The organism is Pseudomonas sp. S2_A10 (assembly GCF_054668465.1).
This window is the reverse complement of record NZ_CP162773.1, coordinates 4,449,157-4,465,320: the sequence shown is the minus strand read 5'-3', so window position 1 is coordinate 4,465,320 and position 16,164 is coordinate 4,449,157. Positions and strand designations below refer to the sequence as shown.

Genomic DNA, 16,164 nt, shown 5'->3' with positions numbered 1-16,164 from the left:
CGGAAGGAGGTGCAGCGAAGCAAACCGTAGCCGCTGCGCCCGGATCGATTCCGGAGCGAAGGTACCCCGAGCCCCAGCGAGCGGGCCGAACGTCAGGGCGCAGCCTTTTGGTTACTTTTTGCTGGGCCGGCATTCCGGCGTTTGAAAAAGTGACCCGCTGTAAGAGCGGAACCGTAATCAGCCACACCCGCAGAAACGGATATACACCCAAAACCCGAAGAGCATGGTCGGCCCAAAGGCCGCCAAGTCCAAAAAAAACCCCACAACCGAAAACCAGTGTGGGGCGAAAAAATTGGTTGGTTGCGGCCAACCAAAGGAGCTCTGTCAAAACCCGTCAAGCGCTCAGATCAAATGCACTCCTGAGCCGCCCGCTCAAAACTCGAAGGCAACAAATTCGACGCCAGCAAATGCCGCTCATAAATGAACACCTTGCCGCCCTTCCCCGCCTTGTACGCCTCCAGCACGTTATCCGCCGACACCTTGCTCGGCACCACAATCCGATAACTGCGCTGACTCTGCGAAACCGTCGGATTCAACGCACTGCCCTGCAACTTCGGCACCACGCAATCGGCGTACTGCGCCGGCGTCTTGCTGGTCTGCAAGGTCAGGGTCGGATCGTTCGGCGCCGAAGCACAACCGCCGAGCAAAAGGGAAACAAAAGCCATGGCTGGCACGAATAAAGGACGCATCGGGGTAATCCTGAAAATAAAGGTTCGGTTCAACCGGCAACGGTTCGACTTCACGGCGCCGCCGTTGCCATTTATGTTTTAAGAATCAGCTCGACGCCACCAGGGCCTTGAGCGACACATCGAATTGCTTCAGCGCATTTAGTTGCAGATCACGCTGCTGATTGATCTGCGCGGCAATCTGCGGCGCTGCCTGGTTGTGCACCCAGACCGAAGGCAATTCTTGCTCGATCGCCCCCTCGGCCTTGCCGATGTACTGCAGATCGGCATCGTAGAACCGCGCGGAGAAGCGCGCCTCGACCAGACTGTTGCGCTGGGTCAGCAAGCGGTTGAAGGTGTCGAGCTTGACCACCACGTCCGGATGGGCCTTAACCAGCGCATCCAGATTGTCGTAAACGGTCACTGAAGCGAACTGTTGTTGCAGCGAACTTACCAGCCAGTCGAGGGCCAGTTCCGGGTCGGAACTGCCGACAAAGGCGTCGCGGATTCGCGAGTCCAGTGCGTCTTTCGCACCGTTCAGCGCCATGTCGTGGTAGCGCTCCAGATATTGCAGGTTCTGCAAGGTGTTTTCGCTCAACAACACACCCACGGTCTGCGTGTGCTGCAGGGCCGAGGCGCTGGCGGCGATGGGTTGCAGGTGACACGACCGGGCGTGGTCTGCGTAAGCCGGTGCGGTAACCACCCCGCCCATCAGCAGGGCGATCATTGCCAGTCGAGTCAGAATGTTCATCGCGCAATTTCCTTGAGCTGCGTCTTCGATGGAGGTGATTTTCCGCCGATCGCCGGCAAAGCAGAACTTGCGTTTCTTGATGGTCACTATTACTTCCAGCAATAGTTGCGCGTCGCGCAGACTGATGCACACTGAGCACATTCAAGAAAAATGATGAGGGTCTCGCCTTGAGAACGTTTGATCTGATCCGTGACGCCGTGCTGCCCGAATATCGCGACCGCGTAGCCGAATACCTGGTGCAGTACGAAAGCGTCCTGCTGGACAAAAACACCCGCGATGCGCAATTGATCCGCGATACCGCCCAGCAACTGCGCGGTTATCTGCGCGGCCTCAATACCACGCGGGTGCTGGGCATGGCCTATTGGGAAGAGCTCGATCGCCGCATGGTAGACACCTGGCTAAGCCCGCAAGAGTGACCGCTGGAGCGCCAGTGGTCTGCCCGGCAACACGCCCCCTGCGAAAAACCTGACCAAACGCTTACAATCGCAGGCCTATTGCCATACAGACAGGCCTGCCCGGAAATGCCGCTCGACCCGCCAACGATGCTGACCATCACGATCGCCCTCGCAGCCGCTGCCGCGCTGTATCTGGCGGTCGAGTGGCGCAGCATTCGTGAGCCTTCGCTACTGTTCTGGAGCGCCGGTTTCGCCACCATCACCATCGGTTCCACCCTCGCTCTGCTACGCAGCAGCGGTTTTCTGCTGCTGGGCATCTGGTTCGCCAACGGCCTGCTGGTGACCGCGCACTTCTTTTTCCTGCTCGGTGTGGCGCGCTTCACCCAGACCCGACTATCGCCGGCGTGGTACCTGATTTTCGCAACCTGGCTGATTATGTTGACGTTGCCGGACGGGCCGCTGTGGTCCAAGGCCATGCTGGTAGCCAACTCGCTGCTGGTGGCGATCCCGACACTCAAGGCCAGTTCGCTGCTGCGCCCGCACGGCAAGTCGTTGAGCGTTGGCGCGGTGCAACTGCGTTATGTGCTGCTCGGCCACGGCATCTTTTATGTGGCCAAGGCCCTGACCGTGGTGATCCCCGGCACGCTGATCGATCTGGCGGCATTTCGCGGCGAGATCATTCAGATCTCGCTGGTCGAAGGCGCGATGGCGATCATGTTGATCGCCCTGTCGATGACCGGCACCGAGCGTTATCGCCGGGAAAAGCAGATCGCCCGCCTCGCCGAGCGCGATCCGCTCACGGCCCTCTACAACCGCCGCGCCCTGGAAAAGCGTACGCCACGCCTGCTGGCCGGCGTATCCGCGCAAAGACCGGGTGCGTTGCTGTTGATCGATATCGACAACTTCAAACTGGTCAACGACCAGTACGGGCATATCGCCGGTGATCGCTTGCTGATTGCTCTGAGCGAGATGATCCGCGCCCAGCTGCCGCCCCATGCGCTGACGGCGCGGCTGGGTGGGGATGAGTTTTTGATGCTGCTCAACAACGCGTCAGCGGAAGCTATCCTTGAACTGGGCAACGCCTTGCGCGAACAGTTTCTGGCCCTGGCGTCGCACACCTATCCCACGTCCGCTGCGGTGACCTTGAGCATCGGCGCCACCCTGTTCGACAAACCGCCGGCCAGTCTCGCGGCGCTGATCGAACTTGGCGACGCCGCGCTCTATGAGTCCAAACGCGGCGGACGCAACCGCTTGCGCCTGTCCGGCCTCGCCACTCCAGGATGAAACCCGCCATGTCCAGCCACGACACCCCACTGCAAGACCTCGCCGCCCCCGAAGGCGTTTGTTACGGCTGCGGCGGCCGCAATCCGCAAGGCCTGCACGTGAAAAGTCGTTGGGATGAGGATGGCAATCACGTCATCGCCGAGCATCTGCCCGAAGCTCAATATTGCGGCTGGCCGGATCTGGTTTACGGCGGGCTGATTGCCATGCTTGTCGACTGTCATTCGAACTGGACCGCCATGGCCTGGCACTACCGCGCGGAGAACCGCGAAGCCGGCAGCCTGCCGCGCATCGACTGCGTGACTGGCAACCTCGGGATCAAATTCATCAAACCCACACCGATGGGCGTGCCGCTGCTCTTGCGCGCGCGAGTCGAAGGTGAAGTCGGGCGCAAGACCCGGGTGATTTGCGAGGTGTATGCAGGGGAAGTGCTGACAGCAGTGGGTGATTCGGTGTTTGTGCGGGTGGACACGGGGCAGTTGGCGGATGCAGCGCATGGCCGCGAAAGCCAAAGCCCCTCACCCTAGCCCTCTCCCAAAGGGAGAGGGAACTGACCGAGGTGTCTGGTGGAGATACGCCGACCTGGGAAACCGAGCCGAACTCAAATCTTGAAAAAACCCTCACCCTAACCCTCTCCCAGAGGGAGAGGGAACTGACCGAGGTGCTTGGTGGAAATACGCCGACCTGGGAAACCGAGTCGAACACAAATTCTGAAAAGCTTGAAAATCGGCTCCCTCTCCCTCGGGAGAGGGCTGGGGTGAGGGGCTGCGGTTCAAGCCACGCAGCCACACTCAAGCCGAAAGCGAAACGTTCTGAGCCAGCTCTTCAACGCGACAAAGCCACCACACCAGCCCGCGCCGCGTGCAGCTTTTTATAGCTTTCGATCAAGCGCAAATGCCGATCCAGCCCTTCCAGCTTCATGCTCGTTGGCGTCAAACCGTAAAAACGCACACTGCCATTCACCGACCCAATCGCCGCATCCATACGCTCGTCACCAAACATCCGGCGGAAATTGGCTTCGTAATCCTCAAGCTCGAGATCCTCGTCCAGCTCCATCTCCAGCACCACATTCACTGCCTGATAGAACAAGCCGCGCTCTACGGTGTTGTCGTTGTATTGCAGGAACGCCTCAACCAGATCCTTGGCCTCGTCAAACTTCTGCAGTGCGAGGTAGATCAGCAGGCGCAGTTCCAGAATCGTCAGCTTGCCCCACGGCGTGTTGTCATCGAACTCAATGCCGATCAGCGTGGTGATATCGGTGTAGTCATCCTGCTCGCTGCGTTCCAGGCCTTGGACCAGATTGCGCAGGCCAACCTTGCTGAGGTTGTGCAGATTGAGGATGTCGGCACGGAATTGCAGGGCTTTGTTGGTGTTGTCCCAGATCAGGTCTTCGATCGGGTAGATCTCCGAGTAGTCCGGCACGAGGATGCGGCAGGCTTTGGCGCCGATGTGCTCGTAGACCGCCATGTAGACTTCCTTGCCCATGTCTTCGAGGATGCCGAACAGGGTCGCGGCTTCTTCGGCGTTGGAGTTTTCGCCTTGGCCTGAAAAGTCCCACTCGACGAATTCGAAATCTGGCTTGGCACTGAAGAAGCGCCACGACACCACACCGCTGGAATCGATGAAGTGCTCGACAAAGTTGTTCGGCTCGGTCACTGCCTGCCCGGAGAAAGTCGGCTGCGGCAAGTCGTTGAGTCCTTCAAAGCTGCGGCCCTGAAGCAGTTCAGTCAGGCTGCGTTCCAGCGCGACTTCCAGGCTCGGGTGCGCGCCGAAGGAAGCGAAGACGCCGCCGGTGCGCGGGTTCATCAGGGTCACGCACATCACCGGGAATTCACCGCCCAGCGAGGCGTCCTTGACCAGCACCGGGAAGCCCTGCTCTTCAAGGCCTTTGATGCCGGCGAGGATGCTCGGGTATTTTTCCAGTACCTCTTGCGGTACATCCGGCAGGGCCATTTCGCCTTCGAGGATTTCGCGTTTAACCGCGCGCTCGAAAATTTCCGACAGGCACTGCACCTGCGCTTCGGCCAAGGTATTGCCGGCGCTCATGCCGTTGCTCAGGTAGAGGTTTTCGATCAGGTTCGACGGGAAGTACACCACTTCACCGTCCGACTGGCGCACGAACGGCAGCGAGCAGATGCCGCGCTGGGTGTTGCCGGAGTTGGTGTCGTACAGGTGCGAGCCACGCAGTTCGCCGTCGCGGTTATAAATGCCAAGGGTGTAGTCGTCGAGAATCTCGCTCGGCAATTCGTCCTTCGGACCCGGCTTGAACCACTTCTCGTCCGGATAATGGACGAATTCGGCGTTGGCGATGTCTTCGCCCCAGAACTGGTCGTTATAGAAGAAGTTGCAATTGAGGCGCTCGATGAACTCGCCCAGCGCCGACGCCAGTGCGCCTTCCTTGGTCGCGCCCTTGCCGTTGGTGAAGCACATCGGCGAATGCGCATCGCGAATGTGCAGCGACCAGACGTTGGGCACGATGTTGCGCCACGAGGCGATTTCGATCTTCATGCCGAGGTCGGCGAGGATCTTCGACATGTTGGCAATGGTCTGTTCCAGCGGCAGGTCCTTGCCGGCGATGTAGGTGCCCGCCTGGGAATCGGACTGCGGCATCAACAAGGCCTGGGCATCGGCGTCGAGGTTGTCGACTTCTTCGATGATGAACTCGGGGCCGGTCTGCACCACTTTCTTCACGGTGCAACGGTCGATGGAACGCAGGATGCCCTGGCGATCCTTGTCCGAAATATCGGCGGGCAATTCGACCTGGATCTTGAAGATCTGGTTGTAGCGGTTTTCCGGGTCGACGATGTTGTTCTGCGACAGGCGAATGTTCTCTGTCGGGATGTTGCGGGTGTCGCAGTACAGCTTGACGAAGTAAGCCGCGCACAAGGCCGACGACGCCAGGAAGTAGTCAAACGGCCCCGGTGCCGAGCCGTCGCCCTTGTAGCGGATGGGCTGATCGGCGATCACCGTGAAGTCGTCGAACTTGGCTTCAAGTCGAAGGTTGTCGAGAAAGTTGACCTTGATTTCCATGCGGGATTACCAGAATACGGCTAAACGAATGGCGGCCATTATCCGGTTTTTGTGCGGGAAGTCTCGCCCTTTCGGGATTCGCCGCTGGCCGGCGCTGCTGGAAATACCAACGGATTCGCTACACTTTGAAAAAATCCAGGCGATACCAATAACAACAATCTGAACATTGTGCGCTCGCCATTGTTCTAGATTCAGAAGACACCGGATCAAGGACGAGCACATGGCCGTTATTCTCCCTGCGCAGCCAATCCCCACCCCGCAACGCGCCGTGACCCGGCGCCTGGCCATCGCCGTTGGCGCACTGTTTGTTGCGGGTGTCATCGCCGCGATCAGCACCTTGCTTGGCATCGCCAATACCCTGGATGCGAAAGATCTGGAACAAAACCAGTTCTATTCCGTGCGCGCCGTGGAAAACCGCATCACCGCGTCGAAAAACTACATCACCAGTTATGCCTACTGGACCCGCGCCTATGAGGCCTTGAGCGGGCCGATCGACGTCAACTGGGCCTACACCGAACAGAACATGGGCAAGACACTGTTCACCAGCGACGGCTACGACGGCGTGTTCGTCCTTGATCGCAATCGCACCAAGTACGCGGTGATTCGCGGGCAGATGGTTGAAACCGACGTATCCAGCGTACTGCAAGCGCCCGCCTCGGCGCTGGTCGAGCAGGTGCTGAGTCAGCCTGATCTGACCAAGCCGATCAGCAGTTATTCATTGTTCGAAGGCTGGCCGGCGCTGATCACCGCTGCCGCGATCATTCCCAATGACGAGCGCCCGCTGGATGAATTGAGAAACACCTCGGTGCTGGTGTTCGTCGACAAGCTGACCCCGACCAAGCTGCGCAAGATCGGCAGCGGTTATGGCCTGACGAACCTGACCCTGGTCCCGGATGAAACCATTGAGAAAGGCCATCCAAGCGTGCCCCTCGACAGCACCGGCTACAGTCTGGTCGCCGACCTGCAGCGACCCGGTCAGCAACTGCTGTGGACGCTGGTGCCGCCGCTCGGCGCGACGTTTCTGGTGCTGATGCTGCTCACCGCCTATTTTTTCCGCCATGCATTGCGCTCATCGCAATACGTCGACAACAGCATTCATGCCATGCAGGCCTCGAATCAGGCACTCGAGAAAGCCAATCATGCCCTCGAAGCCAGTGAAGAACGCTTTCGCGCCGTGGCCGAAGCGGCGTCGGACTGGATCTGGGAAGTTGATGATCAGTTGGCGCTGACCTATCTGTCGGCGCGCTTCAGCGAAGTCACCGGCTACCCGCAAGCCCTGTGGCTGGGCCAGGACATCGGCGAATTACTGAGTTGCGACACCACGCCACTGGAGCTGTGGCTGCGCAAACTCAGCGAGGAAAACAGTGCTGGCGACTTGCGCTGCACTTATCGCGATCACTCCGGGCAGCCGCGCCACTGCCGGCTCTCGGCGCGGCCGATTTTCGACAAGAACAGCGTCGTCGGCTATCGCGGTACTGCCAGCGATATCACCGACGAAGTCGCCGCCCATGCGCAGATCCAGCACCTGTCGATGCATGACGCCCTGACCGGCCTGCCCAACCGCAACAAACTGGCGCGTTATCTCGACGACGTCCTGGTATTGAAGGAACACGCGCCGCCGCTGTCGCTGCTGATGATCGATCTGGACAACTTCAAACCGATCAACGATTCCCTCGGCCATCCTGCCGGTGACGCGGTACTCCAGGAAGTCGCCACGCGTCTGCGCGAATGCACCCGCGAGCACGACCTCGTCGCCCGCCTCGGTGGTGATGAATTCGTCGTGGTGCTCAATGGCATGGACAGCCATAACGAGATCGACAAATTCTGCACACGGCTGATCGGCAGCCTGCATCAGCCGATCCTCTACGAACATCATCCACTGCATATCGGTGCCAGTGTCGGCATCGCCCTGAGTCGTCGGCACGGTTTCGTCGCCAGCGATCTGATCCGCTACGCCGACATCGCGCTGTATCAGGCCAAGTCCGATGGCAAGAACACCTGGTGCTATTTCGAAGCGCACATGAGCGATCAGATCCAGACGCGCCGGCAAATGGAAGATGACTTGCGCCATGCGCTCAAGCACAACGAATTCGTCCTGCACTATCAGCCGCGCTACAAGGTTGATGGCAAGCACATCGTTTCGGTGGAGGCGCTGGTGCGCTGGCAGCATCCGACCCAGGGCCTGCTCGGGCCGGACGTGTTCATTCCGCTGGCCGAACAGACCGACCTGATCGTACCGCTGGGCCGCTGGGTGCTGCGCGAAGCCTGTGAAACCGCGCTGGAATGGCCCCATGACATTCTGCTGTCGGTCAACCTCTCGCCTGCGCAGTTCGCTCTCAGCGACGTCGTCGAGGATGTTCGTGAAGTGCTGGTGGAAACGCGTTTCCCGGCCAGCCGTCTGGAGCTGGAGATCACCGAGAACGTGATGCTCAACGACACCGATGGCGCGCTGACTACCATGAATCAGCTCAAGGAGCTCGGCGTGCGTCTGAACATGGACGACTTCGGCACCGGTTATTCGTCGCTCGGTTACCTACGCGCCTATCCATTCGACGGGATCAAGATCGACAAACGCTTTATCGCCTCGATCAGCAGCGGCGCCAACGACCGTGCCGTGGTGCAGGCGATCATCGGTCTGGGCAAAGCCATGGGGCTGACGGTGACCGCCGAAGGCGTCGAGACCGAGGAGCAACTGGCGATTCTCGGCAAGGATCAATGCAACGAGGTGCAGGGTTATTTCATGAGTCGGCCGATCGACAAGGCGGCTTTTGCTGATCTGCTACGGGCTTCGCGACTGTCGCTGGTGAGCAAAAAAGGTCGGGTGACGTGAATATCAGCCATCGCTGGCAACGCGCACTTTGCCGCTGAACACGCGGAAACCGAAGGTGTTGTAGGCCAGCGTGATGGGGATCAGCACGGCGAATCCGACCAGCATGAAGATCTGGCTGGTGGGGCTTGAGGCTGCTTCGCTCAAGGTCAGATCCGGCGGAATGATGAAGGGAAATAGCGCGACCAGCATCACCGCGAAAGCCAGGACGAAGATGCCCAATGCGGCGAACAGTGGGATGAAGTCGAAGCGGCAGTGAAAGCCTTTGCTGAACACCCATCCTAGAGCGCTGACGATCAGTCCTGCCGGCAACCACAGGCGAATATCGGCGAGCCTCCGGGCATATTGCGGCTGCAACGTCGCCGTCCATGCGATCAGCACCAGCAATAGTGCCGCGACGACCAGCGCCAGCATGCGGGCCTGACGAGCCGAGCGCTGCTGCAATTCATCCAGGGTGCGCCAGTACAACCAGCACGTCCCCAGCCAGACGTAACCGAGTACCAGCACCAAACCGCAAAACACCGGGAACGGATTCAGCCAGTCGCGGCCATCGCCAATGTATTGACCGCCCCGATGCGCAACGCCTTGCACGAGAGTGCCGAGCACCATGCCCTGGACCAACCCGGTCAGCAGCGAAGCCAGGGCCAGCACGCCGTCGACGATGCGCTTGCGTCGCTCGTTCGGTGCGTAATCGCGAAACTCCAACGCCATGGCCCGCGCGATCAAGGCGAGGAACATCACGATAAAAGGCACGTACAAGGCCGGTAGCAAGATCGCGTACGCCAGCGGAAACAACGCCAGCAGCCCGCCGCCGCCGAGCACCAGCCAGGTTTCGTTGGCGTCCCACACCGGCAGAATCGACACCGCCATGGCTCGTCGCTGGTGTTTGCAATCCGTGAGGCCCATGAGCATGCCGACGCCCAGATCGGTGCCGTCGAGCACCACGTAGTTCATGACCGAGAACGCCAGTGCGGCGGCGCACAACAGAGTCAGCCAGTCCGTGTCCATGTCTGCTATTCCTCAGTGCCCGGTTTCGTCGGCAAGGGTGGGCTGCGGCCCGGGTTGATCCTGCTGCGGCGGCTCGCGCAACAGGCGCAGCAACACCCACAGACCGATGCCGAAGATCAGCAGATAAAACAGCAGAATCAGCCACGTCGACCCGACGACTTGAGCCCTGGACACCGATGACAGACTGTCCGCCGTGCGCATCAATCCGTAAACGGTGAACGGCTGTCGCCCCACTTCGGTGACGACCCAGCCGCTGAGCATCGCCAGAAACCCGGCCGGTGCCAGCAGCACGCACGCGCCCAGCCAGAGCCGCGCCGTGTACAGGCGATTACGTCGGCGCAGGATCAGGCTGACCACACCCTGCCCAAGCATCAACAGCCCCAACCCGACCATCAGCCGAAATGCGAAAAACACCGGCGCCACGGGCGGGATGTCCTCAGCCGGGAACTCATCAAGCGCAGCGATTGTGCTGGTCAGGTCATGCTGCAGGTAGAGGGAACCAATGCGCGGAATCGCCACCTCCCAGTGGTTGCGGCGCTCTTGCATATCCGGCCATGCGAACAGCCGCAGTGGCTCCCCTGCCCCTTGGGCCGGGCGCGTCCATGAGCCTTCGATGGCCGCCACTTTCTGCGGCTGGGCGTGCAAACTGTGCCGGCCATGCAGGTCCCCGACGACAATCTGCACCGGCATCAGCAGCGCAATCACCCATAGCCCCATGGAGAATTGCAGGCGAGCACGCGGGTTTTTCGGGGCCTTGCGCAATTGCCAGGCACTGATCCCGGCAATCAGCGTCGCGCTGCCGATGAACACGGCAAGCAGCATGTGCGCCAGGCGATAGGGAAACGAAGGGTTGAAGATGATTGCCCACCAGTCCTCGGCAAGAAACCGCCCGTCCGCGCCAATCGAATAGCCGGCCGGGGTTTGCATCCAGGAGTTGGCAGACAGAATCCAGAACGCGCTGATCAGCGAGCCCACCGCCACCGCGCACGTGGCAAAAAAGTGCAGACGCGGGCCGACTTTCTTCAAGCCGAACAGCATGATGCCGAGAAATCCCGCTTCGATGAAAAACGCCGCCATCACTTCATAGAACATCAGCGGACCGAGGACATCACCGGCCTGCACCGACAGCCGCGACCAGTTGAGGCCGAACTGATACTCCAGAATCAACCCCGACGCCGTGCCCACCGCAACGTTGAGGGCGAATACCTTGAGCCAGTAACGATAAACATCCAGATAAACCTGGCGCCCGGTTTTCAACCACAACGCTTCCAGCACCATGAGGAAATTCGCCAGACCGATGCTGAACGCCGCCAGCACGATGTGGAAGCTGATCGTGATTGCGAACTGAGCGCGGGCGGCCATCAGGGCCGAATCAACGGGCTCCATCCATCAGCCGCTGTAGAACACAGCCAGCTTGTTGCCTTCGGGGTCGCGCAGATAGGCCACGTAAAAGTCCGGCGTATAGGCCTCGCGAGTGCCAGGCGCGCCTTCGTCGCTGCCGCCATGGTCGAGCCCGGCCTTGTGCACCTGATCGACCTGGTGCCGCGAGTCGGCGCGAAATGCCGGCATCATGCCGTTGCCGGGTGTCGCCGGCTCACCATTGAACGGTTGCGAGATGTGCACACTGCCGGGGCCGTTGGACTTGTCGGCGCAATCGGGCAGGTAAAAACAGTAGTGTTCTTCGCGATCATGCCGGTAGCCGAGCGGCGTCAGAATCGCCTTGTAGAAAGCTGCCGAACGCTCGACATCGTTGGCGCCGATAAACAGATAACTGAGCATGGGACGTCCTCCAATGACAGCTGTCAGCGCTGTGGCTGTTCTTGGTTCAAGGTGAACACGTTGCCGGCGTCACGCACCAACTGGCGCCATTCGGCACTGGTGATCAGGCCTTGCTCCTCCATCTGATCCGCAGCCTTGAGCAGCTCGTCATATTGCTGTTCCGGATCCAGATCGCGCTCGGCCTGCTCTGCCATCTTCCGCCATGCCGCCAGTGATGCCTGCTTTTGCTGATCGAACATACCAGTATCTCCTGAGGGACTTACCCGGTAGAAAAATCAGCGCGAGAGAGGTTCAGGGCAGACGACGGATGGACGGTTGATGCGCAAAACCTTGTCGGAGTGAGCCTGCTCGCGATAGCGGTATATCTGTCAAATTAAATTTGAATGTTCCTCCGTTATCGCGAGCAGGCTCACTCCCACAGAAAAGCAAAATCAAAAGATCGCAGCCTTCGGCAGCTCCTACAGTTGGATCGCGTACCACCTCAAGAACAGGTCGGCTGTCAGGCCGCCTTCGCGAGCAGGCTCACTCCCACAGAAAAGCAAAATCAAAAGATCGCAGCCTTCGGCAGCTCCTACAGTTGGATCGCGTACCACCTCAAGAACAGGTCGGCTGTCAGGCCGCCTTCGCGAGCAGGCTCGCCTACAAAGCAAACGCAAAGCAGCGCAGCTGCCCGCGGCGAAGCCGCACCACTCAACAATGAGCGCAAGCTCGAGTACCGCTTTTGATCTTGATCCACCAGCGACGTCGGAAGGCTGAGTGGAGGGATTGATCCGGGCGTGGGAGCGCAGCGACCGTACGACGCAGTCGTACACAGCGAGTGTAGGTGCAGCGAAGCAAACCGGAGCCGCTGCGCCAGGATCGATCCCGCAGCGAAGGAACCCGAGCCTGCGAGGGCCGAACGCAGGAGCAAAGCGTTTTGGTTACTTTTGGGCGTCTGCAAAAGTGACCCGCTGTAAGAGCGGAACCGCCAGCCGCAACACCCGAAAAAACGGATATACACCCAAAACCCCAAGAGCCTGGTCGGCCCAAAGGCCGCCACGCCCAAAAAAAACCGCAAATGTCAAAACCGCTCCGCCACCCGCTTGTACGCATAATCCGGCTCCCGATACTTGCCCGGCTTCTGCCGTTTCGGCAACTCGACCTTGTCGCGCTTCACCTCTTCATAGGGGATGCGACTGAGCAGATCAGTGATGATGTTCAGCCGCGCACGACGTTTGTCATTCGAGTCGGCAACCCTCCACGGCGCCCAATCGGTGTCGGTGTGCTTGAACATCTCGTCCCGCGCCCGTGAGTAGTCATACCAGCGGCTGTAGGACTTCAGATCCATGGGTGTCAGTTTCCAGATCTTGCGCCCGTCATTGATTCGCGCTTCGAGCCGGCGGGTCTGTTCCTCCGGACTGACCTCAAGCCAGTACTTGAGCAGGATCACCCCCGAATCGACGATGGCGTTTTCCACCCACGGGATCGACTTGAGAAACTTGTCGGCCTGCTCCTCCGTACAAAAACCCATGACCCGTTCGACACCGGCGCGGTTGTACCAACTGCGGTCGAAAATCACCACCTCGCCGCCCGCCGGCAGATGCGGCAGATAGCGCTGTACATGCATCTGACTTTTTCTCGATCGGTTGGCGCCGGTAATGCCATCACGCGGAACACCCGTGGGCTGACGCGCTCCGTGATCGCCTTGATCACCCCGCCCTTGCCCGCACCGTCGCGCCCTTCGAAAACAATACAAACCTTGACACCTTTGGCGATGACCCACTCCTGCAGCTTGACCAGCTCAACGTGGAGCTTGCGCAGCTGTTCGAGATAGTCCTTGTTTTTCAAGCGCGGACGTTCGATTGCCTTTGCAGGTTTCTTCTTGTCTTTCGCCATGAACCTGTCCTCGCGCTTCAACAGCCCGCTGAATTTGTTTATTGACCCGAAGGGCCTGATCCGTGAGGTTAGTTCACGCCCGGTTGTTTGCCATTGCCGGGCAAAAAAGCCCTGTCGCCATGTGTTTCCTGAGGTTGTTCCGACGTCGCACTGTTCATTGCCCGATCCCCTGTTTGCTGGAGTTTTTTCGATGCCGTCGTCCAAATCATTGCCCACTGCCCTGCTCGGTCTGGCCCTGGCCTGCCCGGCGATGGCCGAGACCCAAGGTCTGGAGCTGGGGCAAGTGCTGATTTCGGCAGATGAGCGCAGTGGCAGCGATGCAGCGGTCGAAGAAGCGCGGCAACGCCTTGAGCAGGTTCCCGGCGGCGCCAACGTGGTCGACATGCGCCAGCCGTTGCAGGGCCGCGTTGCCAGCAATCAGGATGTGCTGGCCTATCAGCCGGGGGTGTATGCCCAGTCGGCGGGCAACGAAGGCGTAAAGATTTCCATCCGTGGTTCAGGCATCAACCGCGCACCCGGTGCCCACGCCTCGGGGCTGTACACGATGCTGGATGGCTTGCCGCTGACCGGCCCCGGCGGCACGCCGTATGAATTGCTCGAGCCGCTGTGGGTCGACCATGTCGAAGTGCTGCGCGGCGCCAACGGCTTCGATCGCGGCGCGCTGGCACTGGGCGGAGCTATCGATTACGTCAGCCACACCGGTTACACCGCGCCAAAGCTGAACGTGCGCTACGCCACCGGCAGCCATGGCTATCAGCAGCGCCAGGTCAGCTCCGGGCAAGTGCTGGGAGATTTCGATTACTACGTGTCCCTGACCGATGCCAACGCCGACGGCTATCAGGACCACACCGCCAGCGAGAGCAAAGGCCTGGTCGCCAACTTCGGCTATCGCTTCAACCCGAATCTGGAAACCCGCTTCTACTTCCGCTATCGCGAAACCGACAACGACCTCGCCGGTCGCGTGACCAAGCATTCCATCGAACACAGCCCACGGGCAGCCAACCCGGCGTATGTGGCCCGCGATGACAGCCGCAAGCAGCCCGGCAGTACGTTCATCGGCAACAAGACCACGTTCTACCTCGATGACGATTCGAGCATCCAGACCGGCCTCGCCTACCACGACTACCCGATGGATCTGCGCGAAGGCCCGAACCGGCTGAAGGTGGCTTATACCGACGTCAGCGGCACCTTCGACTACAAACGCCGCGACACTTTGTTCGGGATGGAAAGCCGCAGCAACGTCGGCCTGCGCGTGACCAAGCACCTGCCCAACGATGGCGCCAGCGAGTTCGTGCGCATCCCGAGTGGCAACACCGCCAGCTACGCCCCGGGCACGCGGATGCGTAATTTCACTTATCAGGGTTCAGATACCGTGCTGCATTTCGGCAATGACCTGGAAATTGCCGACGACCTGTGGCTGACCACCGGCCTTGCCGCCATCTACACCCGCCGCGAAAGCGCCGTGACCTATCCGCAGGGCGGCGGCAAAACAAGTCTCAGCGACTGGGACTATGCACCGCGCATCGGCCTGCGCTACCAGATCACCCCGGACGTGCAAGTGTTCGGCAACCTCAGCCGCTCCGTCGAAGCACCGCACCCGTGGTCGCTGATCTACAGCTCCAACGTGCGCTTCCCTGCCGGCAACGGCGCCGCCACCGGCACCCAGCGCGACCCGGTCGAACTGCAAAACCAGACCGCTACCACTCTGGAACTCGGCGGCCGTGGCGACAGCCATTTGGGCGAATGGAGCCTGGCCTGGTACTACGCGCAAGTTCGTCACGAACTGCTCTCGGTACTGCCGGACGCCAACGCCGTCACGCCCTACGAACTCAACGCCAGCCCGACCGTGCACCAAGGCATCGAGGCCAGCCTGAACAGCAAACTCTGGACCGCCGCCGACGGCCGCCAGTTGAGCTTGCGCCAGGCCTACACCTTCAGCGACTTCCACTACCGCGACGACGAACGCTTCGGCGACAACCGCTTGCCGGGCCTGCCGATGCATTATTACCAAGGCGAACTGCGTTACGACTGGCCGCAGGGCTTCTTTGCCGCCGTGAACACGCAACTGGTCTCCAAAGTTGCCGTGGACTACGCCAACAGCTACTACGCCGATCCCTACGCCCTGTTCGGCGCCACCCTGGGCTACAACGCCCCGAAGGGCGACTGGCAAGGTTGGGTCGACATGCGCAACCTGACCGGCAAACGCTACGCGGCAACGGTCACGCCGGGGTATGACGACAAAGGTCTGGATGCTGCGCGGTCGACTCCGGGTGAAGGGATGGGGGCTTATGTTGGGGTTTCGTGGAGTTTGCTATAAGACCCAACGCGAAATTCAAATGTGGGAGCGAGCCTGCTCGCGAAAGCGGTGTATCAGCCGTGAGTTATTTCAACTGACACGACGCCTTCGCGAGCAGGCTCGCTCCCACAGTTGGCTTTGTGGTGTGGGTTAGAACGACGCAGGATTCGAATCTCTGGACGAGTATCATCGTGACAGCACGTCTCATCGGACCGACCAGATAATCATCGCTCTCCATTGAAAATAACGGACTGACC

At 60.2% G+C, this 16,164-nt stretch carries 12 protein-coding genes and 1 pseudogene; 5 read left to right on the top strand and 8 right to left on the bottom strand.

Annotation, left to right across the window (positions count from 1 at the left end; translation table 11 throughout):
* Positions 1-347: 347 nt before the first annotated feature.
* Entirely contained in the window at positions 348-689 is a 342-nt protein-coding gene (locus tag AB4N41_RS20075; RefSeq protein ID WP_041480431.1) for a YajG family lipoprotein, read from the bottom strand.
* A gap of 85 nt (positions 690-774) precedes the next feature.
* Positions 775-1,416, bottom strand: a complete 642-nt coding sequence (locus tag AB4N41_RS20070; protein WP_252877971.1) for a class II glutamine amidotransferase — start codon at positions 1,414-1,416, stop codon at positions 775-777.
* Positions 1,417-1,583: 167 nt separating this feature from the next.
* Between AB4N41_RS20070 and AB4N41_RS20065 the strand changes: the two genes are divergently transcribed.
* The 3 genes from AB4N41_RS20065 to AB4N41_RS20055 all read left to right on the top strand — a co-directional run bounded on the left by AB4N41_RS20065 (position 1,584) and on the right by AB4N41_RS20055 (position 3,619).
* On the top strand, positions 1,584-1,832 hold the full coding sequence (locus AB4N41_RS20065) for a hypothetical protein (protein WP_252877970.1): 249 nt from the start codon (positions 1,584-1,586) through the stop codon (positions 1,830-1,832).
* Positions 1,833-1,937: 105 nt separating this feature from the next.
* Positions 1,938-3,095 (top strand): GGDEF domain-containing protein, encoded by a 1,158-nt coding sequence (locus AB4N41_RS20060; protein WP_160768977.1) that lies wholly within the window; start codon positions 1,938-1,940, stop codon positions 3,093-3,095.
* A gap of 8 nt (positions 3,096-3,103) precedes the next feature.
* Entirely contained in the window at positions 3,104-3,619 is a 516-nt protein-coding gene (locus AB4N41_RS20055; protein ID WP_110599289.1) for a PaaI family thioesterase, read from the top strand.
* A gap of 298 nt (positions 3,620-3,917) precedes the next feature.
* Here the strand turns inward: AB4N41_RS20055 and AB4N41_RS20050 are convergent, their stop codons facing one another.
* Complete coding sequence (locus tag AB4N41_RS20050; RefSeq protein WP_056785113.1) at positions 3,918-6,122, bottom strand: OsmC domain/YcaO domain-containing protein; 2,205 nt, start codon at positions 6,120-6,122, stop codon at positions 3,918-3,920.
* Positions 6,123-6,342: 220 nt separating this feature from the next.
* On the opposite strand from AB4N41_RS20050, the gene AB4N41_RS20045 reads away from it, so the two are divergent.
* Positions 6,343-8,952, top strand: a complete 2,610-nt coding sequence (locus AB4N41_RS20045) for a bifunctional diguanylate cyclase/phosphodiesterase (RefSeq protein WP_252877969.1) — start codon at positions 6,343-6,345, stop codon at positions 8,950-8,952.
* A gap of 3 nt (positions 8,953-8,955) precedes the next feature.
* Here the strand turns inward: AB4N41_RS20045 and cydB are convergent, their stop codons facing one another.
* From cydB to ppk2, 5 genes and pseudogenes are all read right to left on the bottom strand, one after another.
* Positions 8,956-9,957, bottom strand: a complete 1,002-nt coding sequence (gene cydB / locus AB4N41_RS20040; protein WP_252877968.1) for a cytochrome d ubiquinol oxidase subunit II — start codon at positions 9,955-9,957, stop codon at positions 8,956-8,958.
* Between the two features lie 12 nt (positions 9,958-9,969).
* Complete coding sequence (locus AB4N41_RS20035) at positions 9,970-11,319, bottom strand: cytochrome ubiquinol oxidase subunit I (RefSeq protein WP_252877967.1); 1,350 nt, start codon at positions 11,317-11,319, stop codon at positions 9,970-9,972.
* A gap of 27 nt (positions 11,320-11,346) precedes the next feature.
* Positions 11,347-11,736: a VOC family protein gene (locus tag AB4N41_RS20030; RefSeq protein ID WP_071172010.1), complete on the bottom strand. Its 390-nt coding sequence runs from the start codon at positions 11,734-11,736 to the stop codon at positions 11,347-11,349.
* A 23-nt stretch (positions 11,737-11,759) separates the two neighbouring features.
* Complete coding sequence (locus tag AB4N41_RS20025; protein WP_252877966.1) at positions 11,760-11,975, bottom strand: hypothetical protein; 216 nt, start codon at positions 11,973-11,975, stop codon at positions 11,760-11,762.
* 821 nt (positions 11,976-12,796) lie between these two features.
* Positions 12,797-13,611 (bottom strand): annotated as a pseudogene (gene ppk2, locus AB4N41_RS20020) (polyphosphate kinase 2).
* Between the two features lie 190 nt (positions 13,612-13,801).
* On the opposite strand from ppk2, the gene AB4N41_RS20015 reads away from it, so the two are divergent.
* Entirely contained in the window at positions 13,802-15,928 is a 2,127-nt protein-coding gene (locus AB4N41_RS20015; protein ID WP_460137923.1) for a TonB-dependent receptor family protein, read from the top strand.
* Positions 15,929-16,164 lie beyond the last annotated feature (236 nt).

Excerpts from the sequence above, each read along its gene's own strand:
- AB4N41_RS20075 (WP_041480431.1), bottom strand. The coding sequence starts at position 689 with ATGCGTCCTTTATTCGTGCCAGCCATGGCTTTTGTTTCCCTTTTGCTC.
- AB4N41_RS20070 (WP_252877971.1), bottom strand. The coding sequence starts at position 1,416 with ATGAACATTCTGACTCGACTGGCAATGATCGCCCTGCTGATGGGCGGG.
- AB4N41_RS20060 (WP_160768977.1), top strand. The coding sequence starts at position 1,938 with ATGCCGCTCGACCCGCCAACGATGCTGACCATCACGATCGCCCTCGCA.
- AB4N41_RS20055 (WP_110599289.1), top strand. The coding sequence starts at position 3,104 with ATGTCCAGCCACGACACCCCACTGCAAGACCTCGCCGCCCCCGAAGGC.
- AB4N41_RS20050 (WP_056785113.1), bottom strand. The coding sequence starts at position 6,122 with ATGGAAATCAAGGTCAACTTTCTCGACAACCTTCGACTTGAAGCCAAG.
- AB4N41_RS20045 (WP_252877969.1), top strand. The coding sequence starts at position 6,343 with ATGGCCGTTATTCTCCCTGCGCAGCCAATCCCCACCCCGCAACGCGCC.
- cydB (WP_252877968.1), bottom strand. The coding sequence starts at position 9,957 with ATGGACACGGACTGGCTGACTCTGTTGTGCGCCGCCGCACTGGCGTTC.
- AB4N41_RS20035 (WP_252877967.1), bottom strand. The coding sequence starts at position 11,319 with ATGGCCGCCCGCGCTCAGTTCGCAATCACGATCAGCTTCCACATCGTG.
- AB4N41_RS20030 (WP_071172010.1), bottom strand. The coding sequence starts at position 11,736 with ATGCTCAGTTATCTGTTTATCGGCGCCAACGATGTCGAGCGTTCGGCA.
- AB4N41_RS20025 (WP_252877966.1), bottom strand. The coding sequence starts at position 11,975 with ATGTTCGATCAGCAAAAGCAGGCATCACTGGCGGCATGGCGGAAGATG.
- AB4N41_RS20015 (WP_460137923.1), top strand. The coding sequence starts at position 13,802 with ATGCCGTCGTCCAAATCATTGCCCACTGCCCTGCTCGGTCTGGCCCTG.